Origin of the sequence: Corallincola holothuriorum (genome assembly GCF_003336225.1) — a bacterium.
Classification (GTDB): Bacteria; Pseudomonadota; Gammaproteobacteria; order Enterobacterales; family Neiellaceae; genus Corallincola; species Corallincola holothuriorum.
This window is the reverse complement of the sequence record NZ_QPID01000004.1, coordinates 348,087-362,036: the sequence shown is the minus strand read 5'-3', so window position 1 is coordinate 362,036 and position 13,950 is coordinate 348,087. Positions and strand designations below refer to the sequence as shown.

At 46.7% G+C, this 13,950-nt stretch carries 14 protein-coding genes; 4 read left to right on the top strand and 10 right to left on the bottom strand.

The features are described from left to right. Positions 1-216 precede the first annotated feature (216 nt). The gene (locus DU002_RS09165) at positions 217-1,200 is read right to left on the bottom strand and encodes a hypothetical protein (RefSeq protein ID WP_114338067.1); all 984 of its coding nucleotides are present in this window, start codon (positions 1,198-1,200) and stop codon (positions 217-219) included. Between the two features lie 530 nt (positions 1,201-1,730). On the opposite strand from DU002_RS09165, the gene DU002_RS09160 reads away from it, so the two are divergent. From DU002_RS09160 to DU002_RS09150, 3 genes are read left to right on the top strand one after another with little or no spacing between them, the layout of a single operon-like run. Continuing rightward, complete coding sequence (locus DU002_RS09160) at positions 1,731-3,158, top strand: DASH family cryptochrome (protein ID WP_114338066.1); 1,428 nt, start codon at positions 1,731-1,733, stop codon at positions 3,156-3,158. 19 nt (positions 3,159-3,177) lie between these two features. Then, positions 3,178-3,348: a DUF2256 domain-containing protein gene (locus DU002_RS09155; RefSeq protein WP_114338065.1), complete on the top strand. Its 171-nt coding sequence runs from the start codon at positions 3,178-3,180 to the stop codon at positions 3,346-3,348. After that, on the top strand, positions 3,345-4,994 hold the full coding sequence (locus DU002_RS09150) for a cryptochrome/photolyase family protein (protein ID WP_114338064.1): 1,650 nt from the start codon (positions 3,345-3,347) through the stop codon (positions 4,992-4,994). The genes DU002_RS09155 and DU002_RS09150 overlap by 4 nt, the downstream gene beginning before the upstream one ends. 367 nt (positions 4,995-5,361) lie before the next feature. On the opposite strand, the gene DU002_RS09145 is transcribed toward DU002_RS09150, so the two are convergent. From DU002_RS09145 to DU002_RS09120, 5 genes are all read right to left on the bottom strand, one after another. Next, complete coding sequence (locus tag DU002_RS09145) at positions 5,362-5,679, bottom strand: DUF1493 family protein (protein WP_114338063.1); 318 nt, start codon at positions 5,677-5,679, stop codon at positions 5,362-5,364. Between the two features lie 33 nt (positions 5,680-5,712). Then, entirely contained in the window at positions 5,713-6,198 is a 486-nt protein-coding gene (locus DU002_RS09140) for a DUF4265 domain-containing protein (protein WP_114338062.1), read from the bottom strand. Positions 6,199-6,320: 122 nt separating this feature from the next. Continuing rightward, a complete protein-coding gene (locus tag DU002_RS09135; RefSeq protein ID WP_147271821.1) occupies positions 6,321-6,719 on the bottom strand; it encodes a hypothetical protein in 399 nt (132 codons plus the stop codon). A gap of 139 nt (positions 6,720-6,858) precedes the next feature. Beyond that, positions 6,859-7,161 (bottom strand): hypothetical protein, encoded by a 303-nt coding sequence (locus DU002_RS09130; protein ID WP_114338060.1) that lies wholly within the window; start codon positions 7,159-7,161, stop codon positions 6,859-6,861. A 484-nt stretch (positions 7,162-7,645) separates the two neighbouring features. After that, the gene (locus tag DU002_RS09120) at positions 7,646-8,083 is read right to left on the bottom strand and encodes a hypothetical protein (protein ID WP_114338058.1); all 438 of its coding nucleotides are present in this window, start codon (positions 8,081-8,083) and stop codon (positions 7,646-7,648) included. Positions 8,084-8,223: 140 nt separating this feature from the next. On the opposite strand from DU002_RS09120, the gene DU002_RS09115 reads away from it, so the two are divergent. Then, the gene (locus tag DU002_RS09115) at positions 8,224-9,420 is read left to right on the top strand and encodes an IS4 family transposase (protein ID WP_114338057.1); all 1,197 of its coding nucleotides are present in this window, start codon (positions 8,224-8,226) and stop codon (positions 9,418-9,420) included. A gap of 144 nt (positions 9,421-9,564) precedes the next feature. On the opposite strand, the gene DU002_RS09110 is transcribed toward DU002_RS09115, so the two are convergent. From DU002_RS09110 to DU002_RS09095, 4 genes are all read right to left on the bottom strand, one after another. Continuing rightward, positions 9,565-9,882 (bottom strand): ribonuclease E inhibitor RraB, encoded by a 318-nt coding sequence (locus DU002_RS09110; protein WP_233496457.1) that lies wholly within the window; start codon positions 9,880-9,882, stop codon positions 9,565-9,567. Between the two features lie 330 nt (positions 9,883-10,212). Next, positions 10,213-11,094 (bottom strand): nitrate- and nitrite sensing domain-containing protein, encoded by an 882-nt coding sequence (locus tag DU002_RS09105; RefSeq protein WP_114338055.1) that lies wholly within the window; start codon positions 11,092-11,094, stop codon positions 10,213-10,215. A gap of 2 nt (positions 11,095-11,096) precedes the next feature. Next, positions 11,097-12,215 carry a methyl-accepting chemotaxis protein gene (locus DU002_RS09100; RefSeq protein ID WP_114338054.1) on the bottom strand — a complete coding sequence of 373 codons (1,119 nt, stop codon included), beginning with the start codon at positions 12,213-12,215 and terminating at the stop codon, positions 11,097-11,099. A 333-nt stretch (positions 12,216-12,548) separates the two neighbouring features. Continuing rightward, positions 12,549-13,946, bottom strand: coding sequence for an ATP-binding protein (locus DU002_RS09095; protein WP_114338053.1), 1,398 nt, complete (start codon positions 13,944-13,946; stop codon positions 12,549-12,551). Positions 13,947-13,950: the final 4 nt, after the last annotated feature.

Here is a 13,950-nt window from a genome sequence, read left to right as displayed (position 1 = left end):
TTAGGTAAAGAAGTTCGGAGACGGCCGGACTTTGTTATCTCAGAGCAGCGAATACGCTGGGCTATGAATGAATTTTTAAGGCTGGTTCACACAGCTGGACTGGGGGATTTATGAGGGGATCCTCCAGCGCCTGCATAAGCGGCAAGAAACACTTGGCTAAACTTAGCGAGGAACGAGCGCGAGCCAAGTGTTACGCGTCCGCCCTTAATGCACTTGTTAGCATTCAGTTCGCAGATTATCCAAAATTGTGGCAGCAGAATTAAAGTAATATTCGCAATCCTTACTGACCATTTTTGTCGAATAAGAAGCTTTAGGCTGCTCACGCTTTTCAAAGTCGAACTTGAAATATAGTGAATTATAATATTGTGAATCCATATAAACTTCCGCTGGACTATGTTCTTTTGCACGAATTTTTGCTCGAGCAGTATGCTCTATGTCCATTAATTGAGCGAATGGAATTCCTAAGCTATTTAGAGATATATGATTTTTTGAATCTGATATATGAAGTAGATTGTCATCATAATAAGAGTTTTGCCCTTGTGTAATGACAGAATAGGTTGGCAAACCTAAACACTCTTGATAAATAGTCGATATTTCTGCTGACAATTTAACAAAAAGCTCAGGCTCGTAACTATAAGTAACATCATTATCATGCGCACCTACAGACCAATTGCTTTTCAAAAGTAAGCTATCCGCAAAGGATATAAATGATACTGATGGATACTCACTTGCTAGTGCATCGATACGATCCCTTAATGAACAGAGCATTGCTGTAGTGAGTTTATCTTCTTCCAAATACTGTTTTACTCCAATGGCGTCAACCATAGCGAAAACAGAAAAAGAACGAGCATAAAGGCTATTTAACCAGTCTCCATTAACGAAGATAATTGGTTTCTCATCATACTGCCAGCACCCGATGCAACGTACAAAATTTTCTTTTGTTAAGATAATCGAAACTTCATGAAATCGATCAGAAACATTTGCATACCAGGATAACTCTACAGAGTTAGCTAGAATTTTTCTTGCCGCTACAAAGCTAACGTATCCAACAGGTTCGTAATCATTATTTTGTGGGTCACTCAAAAAATGACTCATCATCTTTTCATATTCATTCAGAAATTTTTCGTCCATTAAATATAGGTCTTGCTCTAATGGAATTTTTTCAAATGGATAATGATCAAACTTTTCATGATCAAACAATGCTTGATACCTCTATGAATGCTAACAGTGTATTAGACGGAATTCTCACTAAACCACAGCGTCCGCCAATCAATTGTTTCGCCAATATACGCCCTCAACTTTATAGCTATCAAGCAGTTAGCTCAATGTTTGGGCTGTTTATACACTCATCTGTGCCGGTGAAAGCGAGAATACGGCGTGATAGGGTTCCTATATGCACGCAAGAGAAATCTAAATAAGCAATAAAAACAGCAAGCTAGAGCGCCATACCTTGTAGATAAGAAGAATACCGTTCCGCATAAAAACAGTTAGCAGGAGTATCCATCTCTTATCTAGCCATTAAACATGACCTACACATCACGCATGCTGAGGGTTCTCTACATTGCCTGCGCCCGTTGGCTAAAGCCTGCAGAGGGCGGGTATCCGATTTTCCTCTTATCTTTTAAATAAAGCCGTTCAAATCGATACAGATTTAAACCCAAACGCTTCGAGGTAACGTATATCTTTGCCATAACAAACAATTTTGTTTGTCGCCGCAAAGGTAAAACGACTTGCTCGCAACTGACTCACAAAAATATCGGCTAGGCCTATTCTGGTTCAGTAACGATCTACGGCTCAAAGATCATCCACTGTTGGTGCGTGCTGCGCAGCAATGCCAACACCTGCTATTCATTTTCATTCAAAGCCCACAGCAGACCCGTGGTAACCGATTTGTGGCCAGCCGCATGAGTGCTGAGAGGAGTCGCTTTCAGTGGCAGACATTGCAGTCACTAAACACCAAGCTGAAAAATTTAGAGCAAACCCTGCATTACGCAGAGGGCGAACCAACAGCCATCCTTGATGGCCTGATTGAACAACTTCAACCGGATGCTATCTATCGCGCTCGCCAGGTAGCCAGTGAGGAGAAGCATCCTTGGCAACAACTGCAAAGTCGATTTCCAAACACAACATTTATCAGCGCCGCCGTGCAAAGCATCTACCAACCTGACGAGTTACCAATGATTGTTGATGCCCTGCCGGACACCTTCTCCCAGTTTCGCAGGCTGATAGAACAGGCCGCGCCAAATTATGGTGATGCGCAGGTGCTGGCCGCCCCGCCATCACTGCCCCCACCACCAACAGAAATAGATCAGCAAGGAAGTCAGCCTGCACTTTTACCCGTCGACAAATGGCAGGCCAGGTTAGGCGATTCAAGCACCACAGACGCGGCAGAGGAAACTCAGTTAACCTCCCCGCCCATTAAAGGCGACGAAGATACAGCAGCAAACTTTTTGCATGCCTACTTCCAAACATCAGCAGCCAGTCACTACAAAGAAACTCGCAACGCCCTTGATGGTGAGTTCACCAGCACTCGGTTTTCTCCTTGGTTGGCTAACGGCACGCTTTCGCCGACCCAAGTTTTAGCGGCTCTGGGAAAGTACCAACGTTTGCACGGCAGAAACGAAAGCACCTACTGGATCTACTTTGAGTTGCTTTGGCGCGAATACTTTCAGCTTTACGCGCTCAAGCATGGCAACAAGCTGTTTCAGCTTCGCGGGATCACCAATAAACCGGTGACGGGTTGCCTTTATGGCGAAAGGCTTGCCCGCTGGATCAACGGCACCACACCCTACCCTTTAGTGAACGCCTGCATGAATCAACTTAGAACAACAGGCCAGCTATCAAATCGTGGCAGGCAAATAGTCGCCAGTTGTCTCATTCACGAACTGCAACTCGATTGGCGTGCTGGTGCCTACTACTTCGAGCAACAGCTTTTGGATTATGACGTAGCATCCAACTGGGGCAACTGGCAGTACATCGCTGGCGTGGGTGCAGATCCCCGTCAGGGTCGCCATTTTAATCTCAAAAAACAGCAACAGATGTTCGACCCAGAGGGTGACTACATTGCCAAGTGGCGCGGTGATGAGGGTGCCTGCGGTGCAGTTATCGACTCCGTCGATGCAGCAGATTGGCCGGTCTCTGTTCCAGTGAGTAAGTGAAGCCGAAGAAGGGTCGCCAATGCACAAGAAAACTCAACTCCCATCTAAGCGCTGCCCGATCTGCGAGCGGCCATTTGACTGGCGTAAAAAATGGGAAAAAGTATGGGATGACGTCAAATACTGCTCTGAACGATGTCGCCGTCAATCAAAACAAAAACCGGCTAACACCAATCCGAGAATAAGTACATGATAGATAAAGCACTGCAGTCAGCCTTAGAACGCGCCCAGACTTACCTTTCCAAGAGAGGCGAACTCGCTGACCAAACTCAGCCGTCTGGCCCTCTGCTACCTACTGAGCGGATCAGATTGATATTGGGTGATCAGCTCAACCCGTCTCATAGCTGGTATCGCTCTGTCGACCCCGGCACCCTCTACCTGATAGCTGAACTGAAACAGGAAATCGGTTACGTCAAACATCATATCCAAAAGATATGTGCCTTTTTCTGTGCTATGGCAGGCTTTGCCAAAGCACTAAAAACCGCAGGTCACCAGGTACTTCACCTGACGCTAGACGACACTCACGCCTATGAGAGCCTGCCACCACTGATAAACGACTTACTGACGTTCACGGGCGCCAACGGTTTTGAATTTCAGCGGCCAGATGAGTATCGATTAAAACAGCAACTAGAGACCATGCAGCTACCTGATGGAGTAAGCCGCACCATATGGGAAAGTGAACATTTTCTACTCCCGTTCGATGAACTTAACCACTATTTCAAAGCAGATACAGCACACCGCATGGAAACCTTCTATCGGAAAATGCGCCGCCGATATGAGCTGCTGATGAACGGCGATGAACCCGAAGGTGGCCAATGGAATTACGATGCCAACAACAGAGAGAAGCTAAGCCAACAGGAGATCGAAGCGCTGCCTGAGCCACTCTGCTTCGCCAATGATGTCACTGATATCAAGGCGCGACTCGACAAACACAAGGTCGAATATTTCGGCAGTTATCATAGCGCCCTGTTGTGGCCGGTTACCCGCCAACAGGGGTTACAGTTGCTCGACTATTTTTGTCAGCAGCTACTGCCTAAATTCGGCCGATTTCAGGATGCAATGACCTGCCAGAGTGAAACCAAATGGAGTCTCTATCACTGCCGACTTTCCTTCGCCATGAATGCCAAGCTGTTGCATCCAAAACAGGTGATCGATGCAGCCATTACTGCATATCGGCAAGCAGACGGCGCCATCACCATTGCCCAGGTTGAGGGTTTCGTGCGTCAAATCCTGGGATGGCGAGAATATGTTCGCGGCATTTACTGGCTAAACATGCCGCAATATGCAGAAAAAAATGCACTCAATGGCCATAGAACACTGCCAAAGTACTTCTGGGATGGCGAAACTCAGATGCGTTGTATGCGGGAGTCTTTGGGCCAAAGCCTTGAGTATGCCTACGGCCACCATATTCAACGCTTGATGGTGATCGGTAACTTTGCACTCATCACAGGTATGGATCCTGACTTAGTCGACGCCTGGTATCTCGGCGTCTATATCGACGCGATTGAATGGGTGGAAATGCCCAACACCCGGGGGATGAGCCAGTTTGCAGACGGAGGCTTACTTGCCAGTAAACCCTACGCTGCTAGCGGAAACTATATCAATAAGATGAGTGATTACTGCGCCAACTGTCATTATCAAGTGAAGCAAAAAACCGGATCGAAAGCCTGCCCGTTTAACGCCCTCTATTGGCACTTTATGAATGAACATCGTGACCGCATCGCCCGCAACCCACGCATCGGTATGGTGTATCGCAACTGGGACAAGATGAGTGATGAAAACCGCACCGCAATTTTAAGCCAAGCCGGCACCTATCTGGCGGATCTGGATTCGCTTTAACGCAGTTGGCCAGTCTCTTTTAACACCAAAGCGCGAACAAGCATTGTGGCTCAGATGAGGTGGTTTTATTGCCCCGCTTCACTAATCTGGCCAACAAATAAGCGTATCCAAGCCCTTGGAGAAGAGCGTGATCCAACAGCCATTTAGCCATCCGTTCGGGTGGGTATCCTGCGAGCATCTGGGAGGGGCGGGCCCCCAATCTTCTGTACAAGCGTTTCTCAAATTCTGCAGGGGCAGAGTAAACAGCAAAAAACTGGAGTCCGTAAGCGACCTTGTCGGGTGGATGATGTCCTCCGTCTTGTTTGACTTTGGTGTCCACTGAACCGGATCAACTACAAGTCCCGCTTAAACGACTTATTATACGAATTTACCATCTACCTTTTTTACACGCATTGATTAATTTCTCAACCGTAATAGGAAGCTTGTTTGCTGCAATATGCTCATCACGATATTTTAGTTTACGGTAAAGATACACTAAACCTTTAAAACAAGGCTCCGACCTAAAATACTTATTAAATTCAAAGTTTGTTAAATCAAGTTGAAATTTTGAGTGGCATTGTTCAAATACTTCCCATGCATCATCTCCATCAATGTTAAGATCACCTAGCAAGGTAGATTTTTCGTTTAATTTTTCGATAGAGATATCAGTTTCATTTGAAACTATTAACTTGATTTCATCATCCATACTTGAGATTCGTATAACGCCCCATACAGCTTTTTAGGCATTTTCTTCTTCATCGGGTAAATCATCGAAGCTACCTTCGATTCTTGCTTCGCATGTTTCAAACGATAAAAAGCCTGTCTGTTCGTATTCATCCAGTTGATCATAAACCGCTATATGGTCACCGCTGGGCTTGATATCGACGGCGACATTTATTGCATCAGCTCTTTCGTACGAAGCTTCATGTTGTTCAAGCGCTTCCAAAAGCTCAACCTGCTTTTCACGCTCAGTTTCATTTTTGAAAATGATTCGATAAGTTCTGTGGCCACTTGGGTTCACTACTTTACGTATTTCTGGCTTAAGTTCATCAGAGTCGGACGTGGCTAAAACCACGTCTAGGAAATTTAGCCCATACGCAAAGAATGGAACATTCTCAATCCGATACAGGTCATTTCCCAGAGGAGTAGCCCAAAACGATTCGCCACCTATCGCCCAGTGATTGGGAAGATCAATATAAACTTTTTCTAATTCTTTGTTGCTCATGTGTCGTGATGCCTAACGCCGTTGCAAATTACAGTTTTGGAGGAACCTGTTTGTGCTATTAAGCACAAGAAAGAGCGACGGAAAAACTCTCAATTTGACAACTTTGTTATATGACACACCGTTCATTGCCACAACGCCTCAATACCTGACTCTTCTACAACTCCAAGCTCATAATTTTCAATGTGCCAATGTCTCAACATCCCCATTGAATCTTTACCTGGAATATTACTTCGAAAATCCTCATCCACCATGTATAGATTAGTGTAGCAATAATCATCATTGTCCAAACGACTCTCAAGAAAGCTATTGAATAGAGCTTTTAGTTCTGCGCGTGAATAAAATGCAAAACCATTATGGTCTTCAGTAATCCAAAACGGATAAGAAAGATCTAAAGACTTAATAGCAGTTTGTTCTTTTTGTTCCATATCGAACTGCATGATGTATTCATTCATGTCAGACTCAGATGAAAAAATTCCCGCAATAAATGGCCGAAAATCTTTGGTAGTAATTATGTACTTCATAGTTCACCACGAAGGCATATAACGCCGCCAGCATGGGCCGGAGCAAATTGGCGCTTTTTGTGCGCAGCACAAAACGTGACAGTTTGCGGAGGTCCAGCCCGAAGGGCGAGCATGGCTGCACTTGTTATGTGTGTATTGCTTAGCATGTGTAATCCTCGTGATCTGGCAACATGCAGTTGGTTACCCATGCCTCTTTGCTTTCAAAGAGTTCAGTTGATGGATACGCTGGCTCTGTTTCTTTTGAATAAGTTAGATGAACAACTGCGTACTCATGCGTAAAGCCAGATAATTTAAATAGAACATCATCGCAGTCACATCTATAAGCGACGGCTGAAGCTTTAACTTTATAAAGAATATGAGCAGGACAAAGCTCTCTCGCTAACTCCTTTGCTGCGGCTTCATGATTCTTTTCGTACTCTTCCCAAGGTTCTAGATATTCCATTATTCTTCGACTCAATTACACATAACGCCCGCAACACAGTTGAGCAACTTGTTGCGAGTCCAAGGCACGGAGTGCCTGTTTGTGCTGGTGTTTGTTAAGCAATGCTTGCCTCCGTAATTATAGCGCTGCACATTTCGTGAAGCCTGCCAAAGTATATAAATGCCTCACCATCTACGTAGGGCAATACTTCCTCAAGCTCACTTTTACACTTTTGTAGGACTTGATACCTTTCAAGATCAATGCTCTTTCGCTCATGCCCTATGTAGCTACCAATACATCCTGTAGCGTAGGTATCAACCGAGGTAACGCTCACTCCATTTACGTCGTTCCCGCCATAACCTTTAGGGAAACGAGATTGCGAATGATCTAACCATAACTCAGTAATGCTCATAATTCTCTGTGTGCTTAACGCCCAAAGCAGCGGCGCGCGTTAGCGCGTCCAGCCCGCAGGGTGATGCTGTCTTTGCTTGTTAGCAGTTTTTTGCTACAGAGTTTCACTGGTGATTTTCACCCCATTTACTTCAGTTGCTAGATGGTGAACATTTGTATCTTTGATGTATTTTATATGCAGATGATTTTCCGATAACCACTCAATTTCGGCATATGGTCCATTCCAGTCACCTCGGCGCTCACCGCGTGATGAGCCAAAAACATTACCGCCAGAATATGGGATTTTTTCGTTTGGAGCCAATATCGATATTTGTGTGCTAAAAGGATCCATTGCACCGCAATTAAATTCGTAAATCACGGCCTTGTGAGAACCAGATGGCGACATTGACTCATAGCCCAATTTCTTACCGCACATATTTTCAGGGCGTAAGGCATCATATATTTCGTAGCTGCACTTTCCTAAGTACAGGACTGTCACAGCAAGAGCTGCCAAGAAAATATACTTGATTGATTTAACCAATGCTTGATTCATATGGACTGCTAACGCTTCAGTCTAGCGAATCCCCTCATAATCCCTAGGAAATTCATAAAAGTAGACGCGCACCCCGTGGTTTGATCTAATTAATTTCGCCAAAAACAAATCCTATCTCACCCTGCACGGAGGCAGTCGGGATGCGCGAAGTTCAAATCCTACACCAAATGCTTGCACAACAGTGTCCGCAAATTCACAAAAAACGCCTGAGTTCCCTGATAGTTGCGACCCAGTCGCTACTCGATGGCGATAGCTTGTCATTGACCGAACTAGGACGAAACATTGAGGGGCGTGTTGCGCCCAAGCACAACATTAAACGGATGGATCGGTTATTGGGCAATCATCATCTGAATAACGAACGATTGGCGGTATATCAGTGGCACGCGCGGCAGTTATGTGGTGCCAATCCCATGCCTGTTGTTTTGGTGGATTGGGCTGATGTGCGGGAGCAGTTACGAATGATGACATTGCGGGCTTCTGTCTCGGTGAAAGGACGCTCGATAACGCTGTATGAGCGCACTTTTGAGTTTAAGGATTATAACGCGCCCCGTAGTCATAACCTGTTCCTGAAAGAGCTCTCTTGTATCTTGCCGGACGGCTGTACGCCGCTGATTGTGACGGATGCCGGTTATCGCAACACCTGGTTTCGGGAAGTAGCCAGTTATGGTTGGTATTGGTTAGGCCGCTTACGTGGTGAGGTCTGTTATCAGCTCGGTAAACAGTGGCAACTGACCAAAACCCTTTACGACTCAGCTAACAGCAAAGCCCGCTATATCGGGGCGGTACAGATAGCGAAAAAGAAACCCATGCCTTGTCAGCTCTATTTATTTAAATCCAAAGATAAACAGCGCAAAGACAAGCGTTCTCGCCGCTCAGGCAACAATCACTCCGCCAAGAAGCTGTATCACCGCTCCGCCAAAGAGCCTTGGGTGCTGGCAACCAACTTACCGCCAGCGCTGTTTAACTCTGTACAAGTCACCAAGCTGTACGCCAAGCGGATGCAGATAGAAGAAACCTTCCGCGATTTAAAAAGTCCGCAATACGGCTTTGGTTTGCGTCATAGTCGCTCGCGCTGTCCGCGCCGTTACGATGTACTGCTGCTAATCGCCATGCTCGCAGAAATCATGCTTTGGTGGTTAGGCTTGGTGGCGCAACAGATTGGATGGCAACGCCACTTTCAGGCAAACACCATCAGAAAGCGAGCTGTATTATCGGTTGTTCGTTTAGGTAAAGAAGTTCGGAGGCGACCGGACTTTGTTATCTCAGAGCAGCGAATACGCTGGGCTATGAATGAATTTTTAAGGCTGGTTCACACCGCTGGACTGGGGGATTTATGAGGGGATCCTCCAGCGCTTCAGTAAGGGGCAGCAAAGCGAGCAGTGTTTTGTACTAAACTCGCGGAGCGAGTACAAAACGCAGCGCAACTTTGATGTCCCAGCCCAAACTTGTTTGGGCGATTTGACTGACTTGTTATATGCCATTTATGTTAGTACGCCCCATGACTCACAAACACCTTGATAAGGTTGCATTAGTTTTGTTGCAGCCTCTTGAGTTGAAACAACTAAATCGTGTGTGAGCAAATCATTAAGCTGGAAAAGAACATATCCCTCATACTCGTCTTCTGGCTCATAAACCTCAATATGACCAAAAGTATTTTCCAAAATAGCTAAGGCCTTTTGGGAAGGTGGCCAATAGGGAAAATCTACATTAAAGTCGATTGAAACGGCCTGGCTAAAATCGAATCCCTGATCTTGAAGAGACCTTAAAACGTCACCATCAACATCATTTGGAAATTTCATGCAGCCTCCTGGCATATAACAGTGTATTAGACGGAATTCTCACTAAGCCACAGCGTCCGCCAATCAATTATCTCACCAATATACGCCCTCAACTTTATAGCTATCAAGCAGTTAGCTCCATGTTTGGGCTGTTTATACACTCATCTGTGCCGGTGAAAGCGAGAATGCGGCGTTATAGAGTTCCTATATGCACGCTAGAGAAAGCTAAATAAGCAATAAAAACAGCAAGCTAGTTAGCCATACTTTGTAGATAAGAAGAATCCCGTTCCGTATAAAAACAGTTAGCAGGAGTATCCATCTCTTAGCTAGCCACTAAACATAGCCTAAACATCACACATGCTGCGGATTCGTGGCATAGCCTGAGCCCTTCGGGGCTTGCGCCTGTTGAGTGAAGCCACTCGGGGTTTCTTGTAATGCCTCAATCGCCTGATCAAATGAGACAAACACCTCCTCTAACGCTTGCGTGGCAATGTCAAAATAATCGTTAGCGCTGACGGTAGGACGGTCGGTAATCACCTCTTGCGCTAACACCTGCAATAAGTTGCTCAACGCAGTTTTATTCATTGCCCGTTCAACGGCGACAAAATCAGCGATCGCTTTTTGCAAGTAAGCCAGACGGATCCGATCCACGCTATCGCACTGACCAGACGCCGCTACCCCGGTACCAATCGCACGTGCTTGACCGATATGTTCAGCGGTTACCAGCAATGACTGCCACAAATAACGGATAGATCGCCCCTGCTGATCTTTAAGCTCGTATAAGCGGTGGGCTTCGCCACAGTCATCAACCAGATAAAGCAGGTTGGTGATCAACTTGTTGTGCTGTTCTAAATTATTGGTAGAGGTTTGATTGTTGAAACCAGTAGATAGGCGCTGCCAGTGGCGTTCAATGCCTTGCCACTCAGGGTTGTCTGCCAACCAGCTATCGCTAAGTTGCAGCTGCCGGATCAGCCGTGTGGCTTTACCCTGCAACGGCAGTATGCGTTTGTTCAGGCCACTGTCACCACACAGGTAACCGTTGGTTAAACCACGATGTTGCTGAATGAGGGTCAACAGCTGGCGGAAGCTCTTAAGCCATGCCAGGCCATTGCTCACCCGTTCCGTCATCGCTTGCTTATTGCGCAGGTGCACCCAACTGATCACCAAAACGAGGAACAACAAGGCAGTAACCAAGGTAACGACAATTGAGATATCAATGTGAGTATTCAGCATGTTCAAGCCTCCATGCGGGTGATGTTTTGCAGATGATCTGCAACGCTGGCGTTTTGCTTCGCCATAAATGCGTTACGCTCGGCGGTAACGGCCACCTGCTCCATGTTCTGGGATATCTCCCGTGTGGCAATCGCCTGTTGTTCGGACGCCGTAGCAATACCACCGATTTGGTCAGAGACCTGTTCTGTTGCTAATACAATGGCCTCTAATGACGCGTAAGCGGCATCAACGCTGTACTGACACTGTTCAGTTGATCCCAACGCCTGCAGCATCTGCTGGCCGACCTCTGACATGCTGCTGGTGACTTCGGTTACCTGCTTGGTAATTGCATTGGCGGATTCATGGCTGCGCTGTGCCAGCCCCCTCACCTCATCAGCAACCACACTGAAGCCTCGACCATGTTCACCGGCACGCGCGGCTTCAATCGCTGCATTCAAGGCTAATAAGTTAGTTTGCTCGGCGATCTCGCGAATAAAGCGCGACATAGAGACAATTGCCCCCAGTTTTTCATCCAGTGCCTTCAAGCTTTCTCCAGTACAAATTACGCTTTGGTTGACGCTGACAACTTGTTCTCTGGTTTTGGTCAGTTCGGCGCGCCCCTGATGGCATAACTGACTGCTGTTTTCCACCGCATCCCGAGTCACTTCGATACGGTGGGACACATCGTCGATACTCTGGCTGATCTCGGTGGCGGCAGAGGCGGATGACGTGGTGGCGTCAGACTGCTGCTGACAATGGCTTGCCACCTCAATGGCGTTGCTGGCTAGCTCTTTGGCTGAGAATCCCATTTCGGCACTGACAGATTTAATGGCTGACAACTCACGTTGAGCGTGGCGTACCAGATCATCAATTAACGGATAGAGGGCTTGCAGCGGCCCGGAGTTTACCGAGTCAATATCCTTGGTCTTACCCGCTTTGACGTCAAGCAAGATTGATTCAAAGCTATTTTGGTCACGCTCAATAGCGGCAAAAACACGCCATGAGAACAGTGCTGAGAGGATAAACACACACAACGCATATTGACCAAGATTCATAACGATAAGTAACAGGCCAATGGCAATTGCCGTTACTTGTATACGTGATGCCCCACGAACTCCTAAAGATTGCAGATACCTATCCATCTGACGCTCCCTCGTTTAAAGGCGGTTGTTGCTTTCCCCTAACCAGAGCAAGAGCTATTCCAGCCTTGATAAAAAGCACCTAAAAACATTCTAAGCAACTGACTTAATTAGCATTAAAGAGAAGAGCAGAACAACCAATGGAATTTCATGAACAGCAGCTAACCCTAAATGAATAGTGTCAGGTTATTTTACAATCACTAGAAGTAGGCGAGCGCACCAGAACGGTGCCAGCAAAAATTGCAGCAGGTAAAGAACCATTAATAGGCAAACATAAACGCAACTGGCGTACTTGTTTTCGCCTCATTCAGAAAACATACAGATGCATCACCTAAGTTATTTACGAAACACTTTACCCAACTTCTCCAGTTCTAAGGCGATGCCATCCAACAAACTCTCTTGCTGGAGTTCTTTGTGCTTGCGAGCAAGGGACTTAATGCAGGCGTACTGCACGGCATTAACGATGGCGCCTCCCGCCAACTCATAACGCGCCAGTGATTTGGGTAAATCGTCCCCCTGCTGCCAGGGAAGCGCCTCTGGTAGGTTATTGCGCCAGATCGCTTCTCGCTCCTGCTCCGTTGGGAAGGGAAAATGCACCACGCTATTAAAACGTCGTAAGAAGGCATCATCCATATTGGTCTTGAAGTTGGATGCAAGAATAATCAAGCCATCAAACTCTTCTATTTTTTGCAGCAAAAATGACACTTCCTGATTGGCGTAGCGGTCATGGGCATCATTGACTGCCGTGCGCTTACCAAAGAGCGCATCCGCCTCATCGAAAAACAGGATCCAACCCTGACCATCGGCAGTATCGAACAGCTTAGCCAGGTTCTTTTCAGTTTCACCAATGTACTTGGAAACAACCGTAGACAGGTCAACCCGGTATACCGACCGGTTAGTTGCTTCGCCCAGCAGCGTTGCTGTTAATGTTTTTCCGGTACCCGATGGCCCATAAAACAGCGCCCGATGCCCCGGTTTTAATTTCCGTGCCATCTGCCAGTCAGCCATCATGGTGACGTTGTAACTGATCCAATCTTTAATATCTTCGATGCGGTTCATCACCGCGTCTGGCAGCACCAGCTCTTCCCACGCCAGGTGGGTAGTGATCTTTTGCGCCGGAAATGCCGAACTAAAATCTGGCTCAGGACTATGCCCCACCGTAAACTGTTCGACCTTGTCGGCATCCATGGTCAGTCGCCCACTCAGATAAGACTGACCCGTATCGGGGGCTTCCAACCGCACAATGTTTTGCTGTGCCAACCAGTGTTGGCTTGCCAACAACTGTTGTACTTGAAATCGCCTGTCCAGATCTCCGCCCGCCAACAGGTAAAGCGCAGTTTCTCCGGTCGGTTGAAACAGCCGGTGTTCATTCTGACGGCTACCACCAAATTCCGCTGGCGCACCATGCTCACAATGTGCTTCGAATATTTGGTCGAAAAAACAGCTTTGCACATGGGGCACCAAGGCCAGTAGGAGGATCACGTACTCTTCAAAGCTGGGTTGGTGCGCTTCGATAAACAACGAAAAGCTGGAGCCATCTTGATAGAACGCCAACGGAGGTAACTCAACCTCATCGGCAATCGCCGCTTGATCCCCATCCTCACCTGACACTTGTTGCTGCTCATGCAACTTTATCCGTGCCAAAAACACCTGCTTCAAATATGCAAAGCCGTGTTCAAGATTGGCGGCGTTGGTTGCCAATTTTTGCTGCGATAGCTGCTCTGTTTTTATCAAGTTA

What these genes read in the sequence shown, in the direction of transcription:
- DU002_RS09155 (WP_114338065.1), top strand. Translation starts at nt 3,178, where the DNA reads ATGCACAAGAAAACTCAACTCCCATCTAAGCGCTGCCCGATCTGCGAG.
- DU002_RS09150 (WP_114338064.1), top strand. Translation starts at nt 3,345, where the DNA reads ATGATAGATAAAGCACTGCAGTCAGCCTTAGAACGCGCCCAGACTTAC.
- DU002_RS09145 (WP_114338063.1), bottom strand. Translation starts at nt 5,679, where the DNA reads ATGGATGATGAAATCAAGTTAATAGTTTCAAATGAAACTGATATCTCT.
- DU002_RS09140 (WP_114338062.1), bottom strand. Translation starts at nt 6,198, where the DNA reads ATGAGCAACAAAGAATTAGAAAAAGTTTATATTGATCTTCCCAATCAC.
- DU002_RS09135 (WP_147271821.1), bottom strand. Translation starts at nt 6,719, where the DNA reads ATGAAGTACATAATTACTACCAAAGATTTTCGGCCATTTATTGCGGGA.
- DU002_RS09130 (WP_114338060.1), bottom strand. Translation starts at nt 7,161, where the DNA reads ATGGAATATCTAGAACCTTGGGAAGAGTACGAAAAGAATCATGAAGCC.
- DU002_RS09120 (WP_114338058.1), bottom strand. Translation starts at nt 8,083, where the DNA reads ATGAATCAAGCATTGGTTAAATCAATCAAGTATATTTTCTTGGCAGCT.
- DU002_RS09115 (WP_114338057.1), top strand. Translation starts at nt 8,224, where the DNA reads ATGCGCGAAGTTCAAATCCTACACCAAATGCTTGCACAACAGTGTCCG.
- DU002_RS09110 (WP_233496457.1), bottom strand. Translation starts at nt 9,882, where the DNA reads ATGAAATTTCCAAATGATGTTGATGGTGACGTTTTAAGGTCTCTTCAA.
- DU002_RS09105 (WP_114338055.1), bottom strand. Translation starts at nt 11,094, where the DNA reads ATGCTGAATACTCACATTGATATCTCAATTGTCGTTACCTTGGTTACT.
- DU002_RS09100 (WP_114338054.1), bottom strand. Translation starts at nt 12,215, where the DNA reads ATGGATAGGTATCTGCAATCTTTAGGAGTTCGTGGGGCATCACGTATA.